This window comes from Melioribacteraceae bacterium 4301-Me (genome assembly GCA_041538185.1).
Lineage (GTDB): Bacteria > Bacteroidota > Ignavibacteria > Ignavibacteriales > Melioribacteraceae > Pyranulibacter > Pyranulibacter aquaticus.
Map to the genome: position 1 here is coordinate 255663 of JBGORM010000006.1, position 23165 is coordinate 278827.

The 23165-nt window shown below is 34.3% G+C and carries 13 protein-coding genes; 9 read left to right on the plus strand and 4 right to left on the minus strand.

What is annotated here, in order from left to right; genetic code table 11:
• Nucleotides 1-20 precede the first annotated feature (20 nt).
• From ABRY23_11600 to ABRY23_11610, 3 genes are all read left to right on the plus strand, one after another.
• Nucleotides 21-1046 carry a PorV/PorQ family protein gene (locus ABRY23_11600; GenBank protein ID MFA3783696.1) on the plus strand — a complete coding sequence of 342 codons (1026 nt, stop codon included), beginning with the start codon at nucleotides 21-23 and terminating at the stop codon, nucleotides 1044-1046.
• 62 nt (nucleotides 1047-1108) lie between these two features.
• The gene (locus tag ABRY23_11605) at nucleotides 1109-2962 is read left to right on the plus strand and encodes a T9SS type A sorting domain-containing protein (protein ID MFA3783697.1); all 1854 of its coding nucleotides are present in this window, start codon (nucleotides 1109-1111) and stop codon (nucleotides 2960-2962) included.
• Nucleotides 2963-3169: 207 nt separating this feature from the next.
• Nucleotides 3170-5551, plus strand: coding sequence for a T9SS type A sorting domain-containing protein (locus ABRY23_11610; GenBank protein ID MFA3783698.1), 2382 nt, complete (start codon nucleotides 3170-3172; stop codon nucleotides 5549-5551).
• Nucleotides 5552-5642: 91 nt separating this feature from the next.
• On the opposite strand, the gene ABRY23_11615 is transcribed toward ABRY23_11610, so the two are convergent.
• On the minus strand, nucleotides 5643-7622 hold the full coding sequence (locus tag ABRY23_11615; GenBank protein MFA3783699.1) for a hypothetical protein: 1980 nt from the start codon (nucleotides 7620-7622) through the stop codon (nucleotides 5643-5645).
• Nucleotides 7623-7830: 208 nt separating this feature from the next.
• Here ABRY23_11615 and ABRY23_11620 point away from each other — a divergent pair, with 208 nt between their 5' ends.
• Genes ABRY23_11620 through ABRY23_11630 form a run of 3 tightly spaced genes read left to right on the plus strand, consistent with a single transcriptional unit; the run spans nucleotide 7831 to nucleotide 10261 of the window.
• Nucleotides 7831-9651: a carbamoyltransferase gene (locus ABRY23_11620; GenBank protein MFA3783700.1), complete on the plus strand. Its 1821-nt coding sequence runs from the start codon at nucleotides 7831-7833 to the stop codon at nucleotides 9649-9651.
• A 27-nt stretch (nucleotides 9652-9678) separates the two neighbouring features.
• On the plus strand, nucleotides 9679-10089 hold the full coding sequence (locus tag ABRY23_11625) for an SxtJ family membrane protein (GenBank protein MFA3783701.1): 411 nt from the start codon (nucleotides 9679-9681) through the stop codon (nucleotides 10087-10089).
• 13 nt (nucleotides 10090-10102) lie between these two features.
• Nucleotides 10103-10261 (plus strand): DUF5989 family protein, encoded by a 159-nt coding sequence (locus ABRY23_11630; GenBank protein ID MFA3783702.1) that lies wholly within the window; start codon nucleotides 10103-10105, stop codon nucleotides 10259-10261.
• Between the two features lie 105 nt (nucleotides 10262-10366).
• On the opposite strand, the gene ABRY23_11635 is transcribed toward ABRY23_11630, so the two are convergent.
• A complete protein-coding gene (locus tag ABRY23_11635; protein MFA3783703.1) occupies nucleotides 10367-12211 on the minus strand; it encodes a glycoside hydrolase family 13 protein in 1845 nt (614 codons plus the stop codon).
• 105 nt (nucleotides 12212-12316) lie between these two features.
• Nucleotides 12317-13852, minus strand: coding sequence for a 4-alpha-glucanotransferase (gene malQ, locus ABRY23_11640; GenBank protein ID MFA3783704.1), 1536 nt, complete (start codon nucleotides 13850-13852; stop codon nucleotides 12317-12319).
• A 186-nt stretch (nucleotides 13853-14038) separates the two neighbouring features.
• Here malQ and ABRY23_11645 point away from each other — a divergent pair, with 186 nt between their 5' ends.
• Nucleotides 14039-15865 carry an alpha-amylase family glycosyl hydrolase gene (locus tag ABRY23_11645; protein MFA3783705.1) on the plus strand — a complete coding sequence of 609 codons (1827 nt, stop codon included), beginning with the start codon at nucleotides 14039-14041 and terminating at the stop codon, nucleotides 15863-15865.
• Nucleotides 15866-16019: 154 nt separating this feature from the next.
• On the opposite strand, the gene ABRY23_11650 is transcribed toward ABRY23_11645, so the two are convergent.
• A complete protein-coding gene (locus tag ABRY23_11650) occupies nucleotides 16020-18920 on the minus strand; it encodes an alpha-amylase family glycosyl hydrolase (GenBank protein ID MFA3783706.1) in 2901 nt (966 codons plus the stop codon).
• A 214-nt stretch (nucleotides 18921-19134) separates the two neighbouring features.
• On the opposite strand from ABRY23_11650, the gene ABRY23_11655 reads away from it, so the two are divergent.
• Both ABRY23_11655 and ABRY23_11660 read left to right on the plus strand, forming a co-directional pair.
• Complete coding sequence (locus tag ABRY23_11655; protein ID MFA3783707.1) at nucleotides 19135-20586, plus strand: MFS transporter; 1452 nt, start codon at nucleotides 19135-19137, stop codon at nucleotides 20584-20586.
• Nucleotides 20587-20740: 154 nt separating this feature from the next.
• Nucleotides 20741-23140, plus strand: coding sequence for an alpha-amylase family glycosyl hydrolase (locus tag ABRY23_11660; GenBank protein ID MFA3783708.1), 2400 nt, complete (start codon nucleotides 20741-20743; stop codon nucleotides 23138-23140).
• The last annotated feature ends 25 nt before the right edge of the window (nucleotides 23141-23165 follow it).

Below are 23165 nucleotides of genomic sequence, written 5' to 3' on the forward strand. Positions count from 1 at the left end.
AACTTTGAGGAGTATAAAAAGTGATAAATAAAAAGATATTAAGCGGATTATTATTTACAGTTGTTTTTGCTTTTCCGTCTTTAGCTCAACACGTTACAAAAACAGGTACAACTGCGGCCAAGTTTTTAAGTATTGGAGTTGGTCCAAGAGCAAATGCAATGGGGTCTGCATATTCTTCAATAGCTAATGATCCATCGGCTATGTATTGGAATCCAGCAGGAATTTCTAATATCAACGACTTTCAATCCATTTTTACTTACACAAAAATGTTTGCAGATATTAACCTGAATTACATTGGGGTAGTTTTACCGACTGGAGATGTTGGAGTTTTTGGTGTAAGTGTTACTGCATTAAATGTTGGGGATATGAATGTTACAACCGAATATTTCCCAGAGGGAACAGGAGAAAAATTTTCAGCTGGTAGTTATGCGTTTGGTCTTTCGTATGCCCGTCATATCACTGATAATTTTAGTGTTGGATTTTCTGTTAAATATATAAGAGAAGATATTTACAATAGTACTGCTGAAGGTTATGGTTTTGATGTTGGTACAATTTTTAACACTCCTTTTTATGGGATAAAATTTGCCTCTAGCATTACCAACTATGGCTCTAAAATGCAAATTACCGGTCAAGATTTACTTATAAGGTATGACCCTGACCCAACGCGTGCCGGTAACAATCAAACTATCGATGCTAATTACGCAACTGAACAGTTCGAACTACCCTTGAAATTACAGATAGGAATTTCCAAGGACTTTATGATTGCAGAAGAAAATAGATTTACAATTTCTGTGGATGCAATTCACCCAAATGATAATGATCAGTGGGTTGATGTAGGTGGTGAATTGTCGTTTCTAAATGATTTAATTTCTATAAGAGGTGGGTATAAAACTCTATTTTTGAAAGATAGTCAAGAGGGGCTTACTTTAGGTGCTGGAATTAAATACGATGGATTGAAGGTTTTTAGCCTTCGCATTGATTATTCTTATCAGCGACTAAAATACTTAGATAATATGCATAGTTTTGGGGTTATTATAGGATTTTAATTTTACTAACTAAGTAAAACTCCAAATTAGGAGATATTATTAACTAACAAAAAGGAGGCATCATGAAAAAAATCCTTTTACCTCTTACAGTAATACTTCTTTCTTCCTTTGCTCTTTCTTATGCTCAGACTTACAATGTTACTTTTCAAGTCAACATGAAAGTAGAGTTTAAGAAAGGCAAAATATCAGGAGGAGATGTTGTTTCTGTTAGGGGAAATTTCAATGATTGGGGCGAATCCAATTTATCGGACGCCGACAATGATAGCATCTATACTGGTACAATTGCGGTTGAGGCCAGCAAACTTGATAACGGGAAGATGTACTACAAGTTTTTCTCCCACGGTGCAGGTGCAGATAATGGAGGATGGGAAACTATGGCTGATAACCGTACAACAACTGTTACAGGAGATGTAACATTAGATGTTGTTTGGTTTAATGATGAACCTATGCCCTCAGGCAATCCTGCTAATGTTACATTCAATGCAGATATGCGATTACCTATTAAACAGGGTGATTTAATACCTGGAGTTGGCAAAGTGTATGTCGCAGGGGATTTCAATGGTTGGAATACTACTGCTGATGAATTAACAGACACTGATGGGGATTCAGTTTACTCAAAAACTGTCCAAATTAATTCTGCACAACTGATTCACTATAAGTTCTTATATGGAAATCAATCTGGCGGTACAACTTGGGAAAACGACCCAAATAAAACATTTTGGATTAAAGATGGAGATAACACTATCAACAGATTTTTTAATGATGTAAATCCTAATGTAACCTTAAGAGATGGCAACATAAGTTTTTATGTAGATATGAGCCCAATGGAAGAGGTAGGGTTGTTTAACTCAAGTGAAGATTCCGTGCAGCTGCGCGGCAGTTTTAATGGATGGAGCTCTAGCGATCCTACAAAGTCGCTTATGAACCAGGACATCTTTGAACCTTCAAAATGGTTTATTCAAGTACCATTCATTAAAGGTGAAGTAGGTTCAAATCAGTTTTACAAATTCAGAATGCAAGTGAAAGATCAAGTGAATTCGCCGTTTAAAGGTGATGCAGGCTACGAGAGACCTCTATCTACAGGCGGTGGGAATAGAACTATTCCCTTTGAAGGATTAAATGACCAAACTGTTCCAACAGCTTTCTTTGATGATATTCGCCCCGATTATGTAGTTCCACAGGGTCAATCTGTTTCAATTACATTAAGTGTTGATATGACACCCGCTATGGATCCTCAAAAACAAGCGGTTCCTTTTAATCCAGCAACAGATACTGTTTATTTAGTACCAGGACAAGCAGCTTGGGCAGCCGTGATGGGTTGGACTGAGGGAATGGATAGAGCAGTTAAATTTAGTGACCCAGATGGTGATCATATCTATACAGCAACTATTACCATTAATGGACCTGCATTTAATGGATTTGTGTATAATTATGAATTTGCTAACGCTGATGGTTTAGTTAAGGAGCCTACTAGTTTTGATAATAATGCTTGGCGTGTAAGATTTATCGGTCAAAATGGTTATCGTTCCTTTGTTCAACCTTACACCGCTCCTTTAGACGTTTGGACAAATAAAGCAGATAAGTCAAGTCAAGTTGAACCTTATCCTGATGGATACCCAACTAGTGTTGAAACTTTGGGCGATCTTCCTGCTACATATACTCTAAACCAAAATTATCCTAATCCATTTAATCCAAGTACTACAATTAGTTTTGCACTTCCTAAACAAACAGAAGTTACTTTAAAAGTATACAACATACTGGGACAGGAAGTTAGCACTCTTGTTAATAACCAAGTAATGGAAGCTGGCGTGCATAAAGTTAATTTTGGGGCACTAAATCTTGCTAGTGGCGTTTACTTCTATACCATTAAAGCAGGGAACTTTACGGCTACTAAAAAGATGCTCTTACTGAAGTAGTATTTATAATTACATTCAGTAGGGTTGAGTAACCTCAGCCCTACTGGGTGTTTTTCTATATCCTGCTTATTCTTCTCACCAAGTTCTTTATTAAAGCTAATTTTAAAGGTAATAGTGGAAGCGGCTTTTTGCTTAACCTGCTACATTGGGTTATATGTAAATTAATTAAAGTTCTGAAAAGGACTTTTAAATAATGGAGGCACCAAAATGAAAATAATTAATAAGGTTTTCTTGTTCTTTGCTTTAATATTATTACTTTCCCTTCCTCAATACAACAAAGCTCAAAACGACGTTATGATGCAATCTTTTTATTGGAATGTGCCAGTTGATAAAGTAAATAAGAATGGTACATGGTGGGATACTTTAAGAATTAAAATGAATTATCTTAAAAACGCAGGTTTTACAGGCCTTTGGGTACCCCCGCCATCCAAAGGTAATTGGGGAATTGAAGATATGGGATATGGACTTTATGACCATTATGATTTGGGTGCTTATAATCAAAAGGGTACTATAGAAACAAGGTTTGGTTCTAAACAGGAGTTATTAAATATGATTTCTGAAGCACATAATACTGCTAATGGAAAACCATACATGAACATTTATGCTGATGTTATTTTGAATCATGTTTACGGAGCCGAAGAAAATTTACAAAGTAATCCTGCTGTCAAACAGTACGTTAGGGACGAAGCCTACCGCAATGGTACTCAATATAATGCTTATCCTACTAACGAAATTACATGGGTAATTCCAAATGCTTCTCCAGGTGACTATTATATTCAGATTAAAGGGTATTTATTAGATTGGAATGCAAATTATACTCAGCGTGGGTATGATGTTTTTATTGATTGGACAGGCGTAGGGTATAATGGCACCGATACTTGGGAATATGAACCTAATAACGGCAACGGGCAATATAATATTTTCCCTGGCTCGGGAAGAATAGTTAGGGGTCATGCGGATTATCAAGGCGATATTGATGAGTATAAGGTTACTGTAAGCAGTGCACACGATATAGTAATTAAATTAACTGCACGTAAAGAAGGTACCAATTCCCAAGGGCAATGGGAATGGCAATGGGAAGACCAAACTAAAGGCTACTATCCAGTTAATGTTTGGTATAATGGAAGTAATCTTGTTCTAACCAGTTTAGAGGCGAGAACTATGACTAATATTACTTATCCTACTCATACAGGAACCGGAGAGCCTAACTATAGTTGGACTTATACAGACTTTCATCCTGTAGATAATTATGACTGGTTAGGCTGGCCAGGTACAGATGAAATAATACCCAATACAAAATTTTTTGGTAATGATTTAAATACGTATAGCACTACTGTTAAAACACGATTAAAAAACTGGGGAGTTTGGTTATCTAACACAATCGGTTTTGACGGTTATAGATTAGATTTTGTACGCGGTTTCCAAATTGATTTTGTAGCAGACTGGGTAAAAAATCTTCCTTTATTAAACGGTCAGCAGAGATTTATTGTGGGTGAATATTGGGGTGCAGATTATCGTATACGTGATTGGGTTAATGGCGTAGCATCTTATGGTGCAGATGTAGATGCTTTTGACTTCCCCTTAAAATTTACGTTGAAAGATATGTGCAATGGCAATGGTTCGTCGTTCGATATGCGCTGGCTCAACAATGCAGGCATGGTTAGAAATAATTCTGGTAATGGTTTGCCTGGCACCTCTATTGTAACGTTTCTAGATAACCACGATACGGGCAAGGAATCTGATAAATGGGTAACTAAAGATTTTAAAATGGGCTATGCCTATATTTTAACACACGAAGGACGGCCATGTGTTTTTTACCCACATTACTATTCTATTAGACAATATGATGCAAATGATCCTTCACTTTCAATTCAAGCACCATCGTCATTAAAAGAAGATATAAATAAATTAATATTTGTCCGTAAAAATTATTTGGGAGGTACATTAACGGTACTAAGTCAAGTAGGAAATCCTTATCCATCAAGCGATGCTTATAATGTTTATGTTGCAAGAAGGCAGGGTAATGGAGTACGCGGTGGTGCAATTATTGTAATCAATAATCATGATACCCAGACAAAAGGTCTTTGGGTTGATAGCTCTCCAACTGGGTTTACAAATTGGAGTAATACAACTTTAGTAAATGCATTTGATCCTAATCAAACTACTTATGTTTATGCTGATGGCAGAGTTTATGTTTCCGCTCCACCTCGTGGATATGCTATTTGGGTAAAACAAAGTGATTATATAGCATATACTCCACCATCGCCTTTGATAATATCTAATAATTCTTTAGAAAACAATGAGATTAAAGAAGAATCATTACCTGTTGAATACAAATTATATGATAATTTCCCAAATCCTTTCAACCCAACAACTACTATTAGTTATCAAATTCTAGAAGATGGTTTTGTTTCATTAAAAGTCTATGATATATTAGGGAATGAATTAAAAACATTAGTAAATGAATTGAAGGCAAAAGGTGTTTATTCTGTTACGTTTGACGCCTCTGGACTTTCTAGTGGAATTTATTTTTATGTCCTTAATGTGAATGGATATCATTCAATGAAGAAAATGGTGCTTCTAAAATAGTTTCTCAGCTGTAAATTAGTCAAGAAATTTTAACGCCCCGTAGTCTCCTAAAAATTATATCAAGACTACGGGGCGCTTTTTTATTTTTTGCTTACTTTTGATTCTTCGAAATTGCTAATAATTGGTTTTTTAGATTTTGTGCACCAGGATAGTTCTTATCTAAACTCAAGCATCTGTTAACCATCTCAAGCGCTTTGGCTATGTCTTTATTTAATGCATATGCACCAGCAAGATTGTACAATGTTTGTGTATCGTTAGGATTAAATTCATAACTTTCTTTTAAATATTTGATTGCTGGTAGAATTCTATTTTTATATAAATTAATATTACCAAGCCATTTGGTGCAAAATTCACCAGGCTTTATTTTATAACGGCTTAATAAAATATTGTAAGCGTCATCATACATCTTTCTTTTTATAAGTTCAAGTGCAACATTATCGTAGTATTCAACAACTACAGGATATTGATAAATTAGACTATTCATTGTTGCTAAATAATTATTCATGTCATTTTTTCTTAAGTAATAATTTGCTAAAAGTTCGTGTCCTTTAATCCAATTCATTTTATCTATAACAATATCATAAGCGATGCTGTCTTTATAGCTGTTTAGTTGCCAATAGTTTTTGCGAGGAAAACTCTGAGGATTTTTTACAAAAGGCCAATCGTTTTTTAATACTTTAATTCTAAAGTCTGCAATGGTAGAATCTAAACCCGAAAAAGGAAACTGCGCAATTGTAATACTATCTTGTTTATTAAATGGAATTTGCGGGTGAGCGCCTATAGGCAGATAATTCATTTTAGACATTATTTCGTAAAAAAGTTTTCCCATCAACTGATAACCATGCAAAATAGGATGAAGATGGTCTGTCATCAAATTATTTCCTGTAATGCCGTTTGGACTTTCACTTTCAAACAGAGAATCTATATCGGCAACTGGAATATTAAATATTCTTGCAAGTTCTTTAATGCTGTAATTTATTTTTTCCGGCGCTCTAAATCTCAATTCATCTAAATCTTTTGCAAGGCGGTATAGCGAATCAGCTTTGTGAAAATTGTTATTTGAGTATTCAAGTTCGGCAAGTTTATAGATTGAGTCTGCCGCTGGAAATTTATTACTTTTTTGGGAAACAAAGGGAGGCTGGTCTTTTAGGTTGCTCGCTAATGTTCCAATTATTACATGCACTTTTTTGTTTGTAATCCATTTTAATATGTCCTTAAAGTTTTCGGTGAATTGATTAATTCCCGCATTAAAAGTCTCTGATTTGTAAGCAATAAATTGATTTTTCGCCATACGCGACATTAGAGTGCCGCTCTTTTGTTTTTCTTCATTGCTCGATAAAACTTCTCTGCCCCATCTTATAAAATTTTTTATCAACTGTACGGTCTTAAATTTATTTAACCATATTGCAGTATTTACCATCATTACAGAAGACCCCAAATATTCGAGTGAACCGACTCCTAATGCACCATAATATTCGTTGTGTCCAGCATAAATTAAAATCAAATCTGGTTTTTGTTCCAAAACATCTTTGATTATATCGCGTATTGTATAACTATTAACAGCGGTCAAAGAAAGATTTACAACTTCAATTGTGTTATTTGGATAGGAAAGCTCAAGTCGCTTTCTAATGTATCGTGAAAATGATCCCAAAGGCATGTAAGGATAACCAGCAGCACTGCTCCCACCTAACACAAAAACTCTAAATGCGTTGTCCTTCTTTTCTTTATCAAAAAAATCTTCTATTGAAGTAGGAACTGATTTTACATTATTAAAATATCTCCATGCAAAATCGGGGTTTAACATATATTTATCATCTGTAGCAGAAACCCAAGTATCAAGATTATACCCATAATTAAAAATGCGCAAACTTATTTCTAAAACAATGAAAAAGAGAAAAGGCAAAGAAAACAAAATTAAGTAAAAGTACTTGGGAGGTTTTAGTTTCTCTTCACTACCTATAATTTTTTTAACCTCACTAATATCAACGTTTAATTCCTTAGCTATTTTTTCTGCAGGAATGCTGTTTTTCTTTGATTGAATGTATTTAATCTGTTTTTTAGATAGACTCAATTTTTATCCGTATGTTTTTTGTCCGAAAAAATAATAAAAATTATTCCAGAAAGGTTGTTGAAAAAAGGGTTTTTTATTTTGTATCATACAATGAAATCAATAAATAATATCAATTGGAAATTACAATATCTATTTATAGATTTATTTTGTTCATGTATTATTGTTTAACTTTTATGACAAATATTCTAATCTTATCTAACATTATTTTATGAATATCCTCGGCATATCAGCATTTTACCACGATAGCGCTGCAGCTTTAATAAAAGATGGAGAAATTATTGCTGCAGCTCAAGAAGAAAGATTCAGCCGAAAAAAACACGACCATCGTTTCCCTTTAAATGCAATTAAATTTTGTATGGATTTTGCAAAACTAAAAGTTGAAGATATAGATTATGTTGCTTTTTACGACAAGCCTTTTCTGAAGTTTGAAAGAATTCTTGAAACATATTTAATGTACGCACCAATAGGAATAAAATCATTTATCAAATCAATGCCCTTATGGATAAAAGAAAAATTGTGGATTAAAGAACTGATTAAAAAAGAACTAGGCTACAAAAAAATGGTTCTGTTTCCAGAACATCACGAATCTCATGCTGCATCAGCATTTTTTGCATCTCCTTTTCAAGAAGCTGTATTTATAACTGTAGATGGAGTAGGTGAATGGACTACCGCAAGTTACGGCATTGGCGAAGCTAATCAAATCAAAATATTGGCAGATATTAAATTTCCTCATTCGCTCGGCTTGCTTTATTCGGCTTTTACATATTATACTGGTTTTAAGGTTAACTCCGGTGAATATAAAGTTATGGGTTTAGCTCCTTACGGTGAGCCTAAGTATGTTGATAAAATTTTGAATGAGTTAATCGATTTGAAGGATGACGGCTCATTTAAAATGAATATGAAGTATTTTAATTATTGTGCTGGACTAACAATGACGAATGATAAATTTCACAGGTTGTTTGGAGGACCCCCAAGAAAGCCCGAGACAAAATTAACGCAGAAAGAAATGGACATAGCACGTTCAGTTCAAGAAGTAACAGAGGAAGTAATGTTGAGAATGGCAAGACATGTTAAAAGGGAAACTGGAATGAAAAATTTGTGTCTTGCAGGAGGCGTTGCACTTAATTGCGTAGCTAATGGAAAAATTTGGAAAGAAAATATATTTGATAATATTTGGATACAACCTGCTGCAGGTGATGCTGGCGGAGCAGTTGGTGCTGCACTTTTTACTTGGTATCAATATTTGAATAATTCGAGAATTGCAGATTCTTCAACAGATTTTCAAAAAGGTTCTTTTTTGGGCCCGCATTACGATGATGCTTACATCGAAAAGTTTTTAACCGCTAACAAAATTCCATACTTAAAAGTTAGTGACGATAAAGAACTGGTAACTAAAACCGCAGAATTAATTGCTGAAGAAAAAGTAATTGGCTGGTTCCAAGGCAGAATGGAATTTGGACCAAGAGCATTAGGTGCAAGGTCAATTATTGGGGATGCACGTTCGCCTAAAATGCAATCTGTGATGAATTTAAAAATCAAATTTAGAGAAAGCTTTCGCCCGTTTGCTCCATCTGTTCTTGAAGAGAAAGTTTCTGAGTATTTTGAAATCGATTACCCGAGTCCCTATATGCTGCTTGTTGCAAATGTAAAAAAAGAACGACGGAAAGAAATGTCAAAAAAAGAAAAAGAACTGTGGGGAATTGATAAACTTAATGTTGTGCGTTCCGATATTCCAGCAGTAACGCATGTAGATTATTCAGCAAGAATACAAACAGTAAACAAAAACATTAATCCTCTTTACTATCAATTAATTTCAGAATTTGAGAAACTAAGCGGTTGTGCAGTAATTGTTAATACTTCCTTCAACGTGAGAGGTGAACCAATAGTTAATACTCCAGAAGAAGCATATAAATGTTTTATGAGAACTAATATGGATTATTTGATAATGGGGCATTATATTTTGAATAAACAAGAACAAGAACTATTAGATAAAGATATTGATTGGAAAAAAGAATTTGAGCTTGATTAACAACTAAGTGTTGATTCAGATATGTTAATGGAAGAAATAAAAAATATTAAAAGCGATAAAAAAGAATTAAGAAAATTCGGAATTACAATTGGGTTGGTGTTTACTCTAATTGGGTTATTCTTGTATTTTAATGATAAATCTGCTTTTTCATATTTTCTAATTGGCGGTGTGCTGTTTATAATAGCAGGTATTTTCTTTTCTGTTGTATTAAAACCACTTCAAGTGGTTTGGATGATTCTTGCTGTTATAATGGGATTTATTATGACAAGAGTAATTTTGTCAATTTTGTTTTATATTGTTCTTACACCTATTGGCTTTTTTATGAAAATAATCGGCAAAGATTTACTAAATGAAAAAATTAACAGAAACACACATAGTTATTGGAATAAAAGAGAGATAACTGAATACAAAAAAGAGTTTACGGAAAGACAATTTTAATAAGGGAAATAAAATGAGCAAACTTTCTATAGTATCTGAACTCTGGGCTTTTTTAAAAGTTCGCAAAAAGTGGTGGCTGTTACCAATTATCATTTTCCTAGTACTTTTGGGCGGGTTAATAATTTTAACACAGGGCTCAGCGCTTGCGCCTTTTATTTATGCGATATTTTAAAATGCCGCGGTTTAACTTATACTTCCTTATGCCTAAATTTTTTTATGAAAATTTGTGTTAAAGATATATTTGGATTTTTACCTGCTCAGCAATAATTACTGTCATTTACATTAATATCAAAATTTCGTACCGCTTTAGTGAAATCAAAAAGTTTCCATTTTTTGCCTTATATTCTTTATTCGTTATTAGGTCCCTCAGCAAACTTTTTGAAGGGATGTACTCACCCGCTTTTAACTTAATTGTATTCTCTTCGGGATTATTGTTAATTAATATAAAAGCACTTTTCCCTTTATAGTTTCTTGAATATCCAAGTATACTTTTATCGTTGTCAATAACATAAAATTTTATATCACCGAGTGAAAGACACTCATTTTCTTTTCTAATCGAAATTAGTTTTTGATACCAGTCAAAAAGTTTTTGGTCGAATTTTACTTTGTCGGCCGACCTAAATTTGCCATTTGGTAATAAAACTTCATCATCATAAGTTGAATCGTACCAAACCATTGGTTTGCGATCATCTGGGTCATCTGCTCCCCACATTCCGGCTTCATCACCATAATAAATATGAGGTGCACCCGGCATAGTAAATTGGATACCTGCAATCAGCTTTTGTTTTTTAATTGCGGTCTCATCAGGCTTCCCAACATTAATTTTAGGGTTTTGATTTAAATTACCAAGATGATCATACCAAATATCAGGATTCATTAGCATTGTGCCAAGTCTTTCTGTATCATGACTCCCCATTAAATTCATCATAACATAGAAGTTTTCAACTGGATACTGAGTCATTAGAGTTTTGATGCTGTCTACAAATTCTTGTGGGGAGATTTGTGTTTTTTGGTCGGACACAAATTTTTTTACAGCACGAGTAAATCGATAATTCATAACTGCATCAAACTCATCTCCTTGAAGCCAAGGTGCGGCGTTCATCATTTTATTATGCTGCCAATCCTCCCACCAGATTTCTCCTGTGATATATGCTTCGGGATTAATACCTTTTACCCATTTTCTAAATTCTTTCCAGAAATTATGATTGACCTGCTCAGCAACATCAAGCCGCCACCCATCAATTCCATCTGATGGATCGCCATCGCCATTTGGGTCCATCCATCTTTTTACTATTTCGTGAATTAATTCTCTTGGACCGTGAACGATTCCATTTTCATCTTCTCTAAATTCTGGTAAATCTTTAACGCCCATCCAACCATGATATTCAAATTCATTTTGTGGGGTTGAAGGGTTATCCCATTTTTCGATAACAAACCAATCTTTGTATTTAGATTTTTGTTGATTTTTTACAACATCTTTAAAAGCCCAAAATTGAGTGCCCACATGATTAAACACACCATCAATAATTATTTTTATTCCTCTCTTGTGACATTCTTGGATTAATTTCAGAAATAATTTATCAGCTGTTGTCCATTGCCATGTTGATGGGTCATCAGGATTTTCTTTTGACCAAATTTCCTCATCTTTTTTGGGATTTGGTCCAAAGTTATTATCTATATGTCTGTACATTGAAGCATCGTATTTGTGAAGCGAAGGTGATTCGAATAATGGATTAAAATAAATTGCAGTAATGCCAAGCTTTTGGAGGTAATCTAATCTGTTCATCACCCCTTGCAGGTCGCCGCCGTATCTTCTTAATCCAGCATTCCAATAAAAATCATGGCCATTATTTTTTTCCCACGGCTGCATTTGATACCAGTCAGATTTCCAAGGAGAAATATGCCATCCTTCTGGAATGAAGTAGGGCCAGCCGCCTTCCATATCTTTCGGCTTTGGGTCGTTTGTTGTATCGCCATTGCAAAATCTTTCAGGGAAAATTTGATACCAAATTGCTTTTTTAGCCCATGTAGGAACTTTTGAAATATTATTTGTTCCGTTTTGAGCATTGATAAAAATGAGAGGAACAAGTAGTAGGATTACTAATAAACGATAAGACTTCATTGATTGTCTCCCAAAATAAAAAATTCTCTGCGCCTTTGCGTCTCTGCGGTTAATGCCAAAAGGAAACCGCAGAGGCGCTGAGACGCAGAGCAAAGTTAAGATTAATTATTCTTCTTCTACCTTTACTTCTTCGTTAGAATGCTTTTTTAGTGGAGGTCGTTCGTACATGATTGTCATCTCCTTATATGTATGTTCAATATTTTCAGCAATTTGATCCCATGTAAATCTCCAAGTCCAATTACCACCTAATTTTGAAGGAAAGTTCATTCTCGCTTCATTGCCAAGATTTAGAATATCCTGCATAGGAATAACAACAATATTAGCAACAGAGGCGTAAGCAGTTTTAATTAATTCGAAGGTAATATCATCGCCGTAATAATTAAGGTATTTTTGAGCCCATTCGTAGATACCAGATTTTTTCTCTTTTTCAGATTCAAAAAAACCGCGTGTGGTTTCATTATCATGTGATCCAGTATGAACGACACAATTTTTAATATGGTTATGAGGCAGAAATTTTTTCTCGCCCTTTTCACCAAATGCAAATTGTAAAATTTTAATGCCGGGAAAACCAAATTTATCTCGTAATGCTTCGACTGAGTCGGTTATTACTCCAAGGTCTTCAGCAATAATTGGAACTTCACCTAAATCTTTTTTAAGTGAATTAAAAAGTTTTTCACCGGGAGCTTTTACCCATCTGCCATTCATTGCCGTTTCAGCGTCTCCGGGAATTTCCCAGTATGCGTCAAATCCTCTAAAGTGGTCAATTCTAATGAAATCAACCATTTCTAATAATTTTTTTACTCTATTTTTCCACCACTGGAAATCATCTTTTTCCATTACTTTCCACTTGTAAAGTGGATTGCCCCAAAGTTGTCCAGTTGCACTAAAATAATCCGGCGGTACACCAGCTACAAATTCAAGAGTTCCATCTTTTCGTACAGTGAATAAATCTTTATTAGCCCATAAATCTGCGCTATCGTAAGCAACAAAAATTGGCAGGTCACCAATAATTTTAATTCCTTTTTCATGTGCGTAATTACGGATATTTGTCCATTGTTTATCAAATATAAATTGAAGGAATTTCTGAAACTCAATTCCATCTTTCAGTTTACTTTCCCATTCTTTTGTGTTTTGGCGAAATGCAATAGATGGTTCCCACTGCGGCCAGGCAATTCCTCTATGATAATTTTTAGCCGCCATAAATAGAGAGTAATCATTTAGCCAGTAACTGTTTTTTTCGCAGAAAGATTCATAGTCTTTTTCAAAGTGACTTTTTAAGTCCTTAAAGTTCTCGAATGCCTTTTGAAGCAGCCTGTACTTAAAATTAATTACAGAACCGTAATCAATTTTGTGAGGATTGTAGTCGGGTATTTTTCCAATGTCATCTTCTTTTAACAATTGTTCTTTTATAAGGATTTCGGGGCTGATGAGAAGATGATTACCTGCAAAAGCAGAAAAACATTGATAGGGTGAATCGCCGTAGCCTGTTGGACCAAGTGGAAATGTTTGCCATAAAGTTTGACCTGCTCGGTTTAAGAAGTCAATAAATTGGTAAGCGTTTGGACCTAAATCTCCAATTCCAAATTTACTTGGTAAAGAAGTAGGATGGAGCAAAATGCCTGCTGAACGTTCAATATTCATAATGCCTCTTTAAATGAATTTTTAGAAAAATCGTTGTTAATATAATTAAGAATAACATCTTCAAAAAATACTATTTAATTAAGCGCTTACTTGAAAATTTGATATGTTTGTCAAAACTTTCGCAAAAAATATTAACTTGCTACACAGTTTTGAGAGCATTATTGTTAAAAGTTTGTGAGAGAAAAAATGAAGAATAAAATTCTAATCCTATTGTTTGTTCTTGCGGCAAACCTGTTTTCTCAAGAAATCCGAATTGATAAAATTGAACCGCCAAATTGGTGGGTTGGAATGAAAATGAGTAGTATTCAATTAATGATTTACGGAAAAAATCTCGCTAATTATAAGGCCACTTTTAACTCTCATTATATATCCGTTAGGAAAATATATAGGAATAAAAATACGGACTATTCATTTATTGATGTTTCAATATCGGATAAAGCAAAACCGGGTAGATATAAATTGTTGTTCCAAAAAGAGGGTAAGGATGTTATAGTTGAATTTCCATTATATAAAAGAGAAAATTCGAAAAATATTCATCAAGGCTTTAACCAAAACGATATTATTTATCTTATTGTGCCAGATAGATTTTCAGATGGTGATACTACCAATAATATTGTGAAAGGGTTAATTAATGATTTTAATCCATATAGCCCAAATGGAAGACATGGCGGAGATTTGCAGGGCATTATCAATCACATAAATTATTTTAATGAGCTGGGTGTAACTGCACTTTGGTTAACACCTGTATTGGAAAATAATACTTCGGTTAGTTACCACGGATATGCTGCAACTGACCTTTATAAAGTTGACCCGCGTTTAGGTACTAATGAGAAATATAAAGAACTGGTTAAAGATGCCCATAAAGCTGGATTGAAAATAATTTATGACCACGTAAGTAATCATGTTAGTATTAATCATCCGTGGGTTTCTAATCCGCCAACTAAGGATTGGTTTAACGGTTCGAAGAATAATCATCTAAATGTATGGCACGATAAAATGGTTCTTTGGGATATTCATGGGGTAGATTTAACAAAAGAACACTTAACTAAAGGATGGTTTGTTAATGAGATGGCAGATTTAAACCAATCAAATCCATTCGTTGCTAATTATCTTATTCAAAATACAATTTGGTGGATTGAATTTGCTGGTATAGATGGAATTAGAGAGGATACCTATCCTTATGTTGATAGTAAGTTCAGTTCTGAATGGGCAAAGAAAATTTTTGAGGAGTACCCAAAATTCAATATTGTTGGAGAAGTGTGGACAGGTGAACCGGCTTTTTTAGCTCCTTTCCAAAAAAATTCGTCTCTTAATATAAAATATAATACAAATTTGCCTGTTGTTACTGATTTTGCCTTGCAGAATGCTTACGAAAGTTTTTTGAAAGGAAATTCCAACTTGTATTCAATTTTTAGTGTATTGGCTAAAGATTATTTATACGAGAATCCGAACAATCTTTTAACGTTTGTGGATAATCATGATTTGGTGCGGGCAATGTTTAATACAGACGGCAATGCGGATAAAGTGAAAATTGTTTTTACACATCTTTTAACATCAAGAGGCATTCCGGAAATTTTTTACGGTACCGAAATTGGAATGACCGGTGGTAAAGAAGATGGATTAAAACGTTCGAATTTTCCCGGCGGGTTTCCTACTGATACTTTAAATGCATTTCTTGAAAAAGGAAGAAATCAAAAGCAAAGTAACTTGTTCAATTTCTTTCAAGAGTTAATTAAGCTGAGAAAAAAATATAAATCGTTGACAGAGGGAAAACTTTTGCATTTACCGCCTCACAACAATGTCTATGCCTACTCTAAAAAATATAAAAATGAAACTACTATAATTTTGCTGAACGGTGATAATGAAATTAAAAAAGTTGATATGAATCTTATTGAAAGTTTGTCCAAAAAAAATCCTGTACTTTATGATTTGATGAATGATTCTAATGTGGAAATTGTAGATGGAAAAATTTTACTTAAGCCGATGAGTGCTAATATTTTTCTTGTTGAATAAATTTAATGAGTTAAAAAACTTTAAGTAACTTTTTGTTACACAAATTAACACAAAAGAATAGCAGAGATTTAATCTGCAATGCTTTACAAAGAACAAAGCTTTTTATGACTCATTTACTCTAAATCATAATAGACGTTGATGGTTCACCTGGTCTTTATTTTAAAAGTATCATCTTTTTTGTAGAGATAAAATTTTCTGTACGAATTCTGTAAAAATAAACTCCGCTGCTAAGTTTGGAAGCGTCAAATTTTACTTTATAGGTGCCAGCTGATTTCTCTTCGTTTACAAGTGTGGCTACTTCTCTTCCTAACATATCATAAACATTCAACGTAACATAACTGCCAACTGGTAATTGATAACTTATTACTGTAGTTGGATTAAACGGATTCGGATAATTCTGTTCAAGTCTGAATTCACCTGGAATTTCATAACTGTTTTTTTCACTTACTTCGGTCGTAATCCCTGATGGCGCAGCTGGAATTTTTACTGAAGTATAAATTCTGTATTCTCCCGGCTGTAATGTAATTTGTGCTAAAGTATCCGTCACATTCAAGCTATCCCCTAAAAAATATTCATACCAAATTCCTCTTTTTTGAAAATATGGAGTTATATTGGCAGGTGTTACACCAAAATTTCCCAGTATGGTCACATCCATTGAAGAATCTGTTATTGAAATTCTTTTTAATGCACCTGCAGCGCTGATACTGAAATTGTTACTAGAAAAAGCCGGGTAGTTTTCTTTCAAGTTTATTAGTGCTTTAAAAACTTTGTAAAGATTTTTTCTATTGCTGTTGTTAAGGTAATTCAAGGGGGGGTCCCAAGGTATTGGTTTTCTTCCGAGTCTTCCATTGTAATCAATAGAATAATCATAACCTAATTCACCAAATTGCCAAATCATTTTTGGTCCAGAAACAGGAATAAAAAAAGTTGCGCAAAGTTTTATTCTGTTCAATGCAGTGTTCAGGTCTTTTATGTTGTAATTTCCACTTGAATTTCCATATTGTAGATTTTTGTACATTAATCTTTCTTCATCGTGACTTTCCATATAACCAACCAGATACGGTTTTGTCCAACCTCTTGATTTATAAGAAATTCTGCTGAAGTCCCACGTTCCAGGAGGTCCTGAAGGGTACCCCATTGCAGCCTGTTGATAATTTCCATTAAGATTTCCCCAGAGCATCATTCCGTAGTTTGATAATTCTATTTCTTCGCTGTCTTCTGCGAAGTGTTCTAAAATGACGTAGGCAGTCGAGTCGACTTGCCAAATTTTATCTGCAATTCTTTTAAGTATTGCAATACGTGAATTATCTTTGTAAGACCCGCAGCCATTAGAACTGTTGGTAGGGGTATTGGTGAAACCTTTAGTGAAGTCGAATCTAAATCCATCCATTTTATATTCGGTCAGCCAAAAAGAGGTTACTCTATCCACAAAATATTTAGTAGCGTTGCTTTCATGATTAAAATCGTAACCCCAGCTAAAACAAGTGTGCGGCGCTGTTTGATTAAACCAAGGATTATTTGCTGCAGGTCGGTTGTTCGTGCTGTCCCAATACATTCTTACCATTGGATTAGAACCGTAAGCATGATTTAGTACTATATCCATAATTACAGCAATTCCGTTTTGATGACAAGCATCGATAAATTCTTTTAGCTGATCTTTTGTGCCGTAATATTTATCTGGTGCAAAATACATTGATGGGTTGTAACCCCAGCTGTCATTGCCTTCAAATTCTGCTATTGGCATTAATTCAATTGCATTTATTCCAAGGTTCTTAAAATAACTTAATGTGTCTTTTAAAGTTTTGTACCAGTGAGTTGAAACAAAATCTCTTACGAGCAATTCATAAATAACAAGTTTTTCTTTTGGTGGTCTAACGTAATTTTGTGCTTTCCATTGATAAGGGGTTTGTCCAGTTTGAAGCACTGAGACAAGCTGCTCTGTTTTTCCATTGGGATAAGGTTTTAAGTTAGGGTAAACTGTAGAAGGTATTCCAGGATCGTTGGCAGCGTCGAGAACTTTTTCGGTATAAGGATCAGGGATTCGGAGATTGCCGTCAATTAAAAATTGATACCCGTATTCCTGTCCAGGTGTTAAATTGGAAATAGTAATCCACCAGATAACGCTATCGGGAGTTACTTCATAACGGTTCATGTAATAAGTTGTATCAACTTTCCAATCGTTAAAATCTCCTATTACAAATACATTTTTTTTGTAGGGTGCATAAAGTGCAAGAGTGACTTTTGTCGGGTCGCTGCTATAGTTTATTCCAATTTGATTTCCATCTGGTAGAGGTGCATTTGCTGGCGGAACATTTTTAAATATTGCAAATTTGGATGTATCTTTTACTCCGGCAGTATCTTCTGCAATAATGGTTATTACATTTTTCCACGCCGGATATTCGTTTGCAACAAAATCAAAATTAAGAGAGTTTGTTTGACTTTGTGACTTCAGAAAGTTATTAACAAAAAGATTAATCACTTTTGTTTTTGTACCGATTTCGGAAGTGCTGATTGAAATAGGGACTGTTCCGTTTTCGTCTACGAACACTGGGGAACGGGCTGGGTCGCCAAAGTTTGTGTTTACTTTTGGTGTGTTGATTACAACAGATATGCCGGGCTCATATAACGGTACGAAAATATCCTCAGTTTGTTTAGAGCCGTCAGAACTTCTCAAGACAAAACAAAGCTCGGTAATTTTTGTGCTGGAATCAGTGACTTTATAGTAATTTCTTGGATTACGAATTGTGATTAAATATGTATTAGTTCCAGTTCTTGTTAATTTTGGCTGGATGCTATTATCTCCCCAATTGCCAATTACCTTTTGCCAACGTATAGGCGCTCCGTTCCCTGTTTGCAAGGTTACACCGGTATGTGCATAAACATCGCCTTGATAGCCAGAAAGTGTTTGTTTGCCTGCGGGATTAGCTTTTGTTACATCAAAAGTAATAGTTATCGTGTCTGTTTGTGTTGGGTACTTTGGATTTGTGGTAAAAGTTGTCTGTGCGAAAACATTTATACAGAAGAATAAAAAAAGAATGAAAACTTTTAATTTCATGATTAACTCATTTTTCTTTTGTGTAATTATTTCTTATTAAAATTAGATATGAGTAAGAAGTTAATCAAGTGAATGTGCATTCTATCTATTTTCTTTAGCGCTAACTATGAAATTTTTTTTGTTATTATAACACTTTGCCTATAGTTTTTTCTTCTTTTAAAGAATACAAATTTTTATGTTGCTCTGAAAAATTACTGTAGATATGGGAGGCACCATGTTGACCATTCAGAAAAGAATGAGTAATACCTTTTTTGCGTTGCTAAGTTTACCTGCAACTGCAATGGGGTTTGCATTATCAATCCAAATTTCTGCACTGAGCTGGATACTTTCAACAAAATATCATTTGAACATCGATGATGTGGGATTAGTTTGGGCTTCGGGTCCAATTGCGGGAATTTTGGGACAGGTAATTATCGGTATCATTAGTGATAAAGTTTGGCTTTGGAACGGAAGACGAAGACCATTCATTTTTATTGGTGGATTTCTTGCAGCTTTGATGCTACTTGCTCTTCCGTATATCGATGTAATCTCGTCCTCACTTGGTTTTAACGGAATACTTGGAGTAGCAATTGCAGTAGCCTTAACTCTTGATTTGGCAATTAATGTTAGCTTCAATCCAACTAGGTCTATAATTGCAGATGTTACAAAACAGGGTGTTGAAAGAACTAAAGGTTATGCTTGGATGCAAACAATTTCTGGAACGTTCGGTGTTCTGGCGTATGTAATCGGTGCCGTTTGGAATAATTATGTATTGATTTTTACGGGAGTTGTGTTGGTAATTCTGCTTTCAATTGTTCCGCCGTTTTTTATTGAGGAACCGAAAGAACTCCAAAAAGAAAGCGGGAGTTTCGAAAAACTTCATTCGTCAAAAACATCGTTCGTTGAAATATTAAACAGCATTCAGCCATTGTGGGGATTTTTGATTTATGCTGTTTATGCGATTACAATGAGACTATTGCAGATTAAATTCAATAATTATTATGTAGAGATAATTTGTTTTGCTATTACAATAGTTTTTATTCTAAAAGTACTATTCAAAAAGACTGAAGGAGATTCAAAACACGAAGTCGGATTAATCGGCTTTAAAAAAGTCCTTGCGGCACATTCATTTACCTGGATTGGAATTCAGACAATGTTTGTTTACATGTTTGCTTATGTGCAGTACAAAGTTTTTAATTTTGCACATGGAAGCGAAATTTCAGCTGATGTACAAATTGAAATGGGTCGTGTTGTCTCAATAAGCTTTCTGATTTTGAACGCAGTTGGTGCTGTTTTGCCTGCGTTTGTTCTTGAACCAATTACAAGAAAAATTGGGAGGGTAAAAACTCACGCAATTTGTATTTCTACAATGGCACTTTCTTATGCCGCAATGCTTTTATTCGGATTTCAACCGATTGTGATTTATATAATAATGGGGTTCCTTGGAATTGGTTGGGCTGCAACAATTAGTCTGCCGTTTGCTATTATGTCACAGAAAGTTGATCAAACGAAGATGGGCTTGTACATGGGTTTATTTAATCTTGCGGTTGTACTTCCGCAGCTGGTTGCAAGTTTTGGAGTGGGGCAGGCGGTAAGTGCCGCAGCAGATAAAAGTTTAATTTTTGTGATAAGTACAGTTACACTTGCTATATCTGCCGTGCTGTGGTTCTTTGTTAGAGAAGAATAATCTTTTCTCCGTGGTTCTCAGAGTCTCCTCTGTGGAACTCCGTGTAATTTTTTTAAATCTTATTGTATTCAGGAAAATAAAATTATAAAAATCGATTTCAGAATAATGATTAACAATTTATGAATTGAGAAGTAAAAAAGGATTAAAAACAAAAATGAAATCTAGGATTAAAATAATAATTATAATCCCTCTGATTGTATTTTCAATTATTTCATATTCTTCAAATAACCCCGAGCTTATTAATGATATAATCCCTCCTGTAAAATTAATTGCTGGTCAACCGGATACCGTTGTAATCTCCGACCTGTTTTACGCTCCAGATTATGATATTGCAGTGGAAAGCAATCCAAACGTCCAAACAAATGCCATAAACAATAATTCAAAAATAATTTTTACTGCAGACCCAAATTTTGAGGGGATTACGACAGTAAATTTTAAATACAAAGGAGAAGAATATTCAATCCCTGTTTACTCAAAAAAATTAGAACAGGTTCACTTCACATTTAAGCCCTCAAAAAAATACAAATCAATAAACCTCTTTGGCAGCTTCAACGGATGGAACCGACAAAGCATACCAATGGAAGATAAAGAAGGAAATGGCATATATTCTGTTTCAGTAACTCTCGAACCCGGACGTTATGAATATAAGTTTTACTGCGACGGCGAAGAACTTCTCGATCCGAAAAATGAAAATGTGGTTCCAAACGGAATTGGAGGATATAATTCACTCTTAGTTGTTAAAAATCCTCATGAAGAAAAAGTATTCTTACACAAAAAAGGATTGGAAAAAGAAAGATCAAATCTGAAGTTTCATTTTTATTTGGAATCAAACCATAAAACTAAATTGAGCGATTCAAACATTATTGCTTTAATCGACAATAAGAAAATTGATAAACAAAATATATTGATTAACGAAAAAGAAATTGTTGTTTCTCTCCCAATTGATGAATTAAAAAAAGCAGAGGTGCTTAGAACAGTTGTTACAATTAACGGAATTAACAGCAACATGCAGGTAGTTCCGCTAAGCGATATTTTATTATTGAATAAAAATAACTTTGATTGGCATGATGGTATAATTTATTCGATAATGATTGACCGTTTTTATGATGGGAATAAAAACAACGATATCCCTGTTAAAAATGATTCTGTTTCTTGGAAAGCAAATTATATGGGAGGTGATTTTGAAGGAATCACTCAAAAAATAAATGAAGGTTATTTTGATTCATTAGGAGTGAATATACTTTGGCTTTCGCCCGTTGTTGATAATCCTGATAAGGCATATAAAGAATATCCGGCACCGCATCGGTGGTTTACCGGTTATCATGGCTATTGGCCAATCGCTGAAAATAAGGTAGAAGAAAAATTTGGAACGTTCGATGATTTAAAAAATCTAATCAAGACTGCTCATCAACATAAAATAAAAATTCTTCTCGATTTTGTTTCGCATCATGTTCATGAAGACAATCCATTGTTTAAAAAACACCGCAATTGGTTTGGCAAACTTGAATTGCCAGATGGTCGATTGAATCTACGTCTTTGGGATGAACAAAGATTAACGACATGGTTTGAACCGTACATGCCTTCTTTTGATTTTATTCATTCTGATTCGGCGGTAAATTATATGAGTGACAATGCAATTTGGTGGTTAAAGCAGACTGGCGCTGATGGATTCCGTCACGATGCAGTTAAACATGTACCCAATAAATTTTGGCGTGCTCTTACACGGAAAATTAAAAGGGAAATTGAAATTCCCGAAGACAAAAAAGTTTATCAAATAGGGGAAACGTTTGGGGATTATAATTTAGTAGGCTCTTACGTTAACAATGGTCAACTTGATGCACAATTTAATTTCGAATTGTTCAATACTGCACTTGCTGTTTTTTTAGACTCTACTCGCTCATTTAAAGAACTTGACCTCGAAATGAAAAAATCTTTTGATGTTTTCGGCCCATTGAGTTTAATGGGAAATATAATGGATAGTCATGATAAAGTTAGATTTATGGCTTACGCTGATGGTGATGTATCTTTAAATGGAGATAATGCGGTTGAGATTGGTTGGAATAATCCTCCTATAGTAAACAATCCGAACAGTTATAAAAGAGCCGAACTTTATTTTGCATATATGATGAGCATCCCAGGTATTCCAGTAATTTATTACGGAAGTGAATTTGGAATGACAGGCGCAGCGGACCCAGACAATAGAAGAATGATGCGGTTTGGTCAACAGCTTGATAATTATGAAAAAAATATGCTACGCATTGTAAGTGACGTTACAAAACTTCGCTCAAAGCATTCTGCTTTGCGTTACGGTGATTTTTACACTTTACATGCCGATGAAAATATTTATGCTTTCATCCGCTCTGATTTTAATGAGAGGATATTGGTTGTGTTGAATAAATCAAAAAGACATCAAACTGTAGAATTAAATCTGCCCGAAGTTTATAATTTACATAAAGCAGAAAATCTGTTGAGTAAATCTTCAACAGATATTAATGATGGAAAAATTAAAGTAAAGTTGGATGGTTATGGTTGGATATTTTTGAAACTGGAATGATTATTTTTTTGTGTATGCTAAGAGT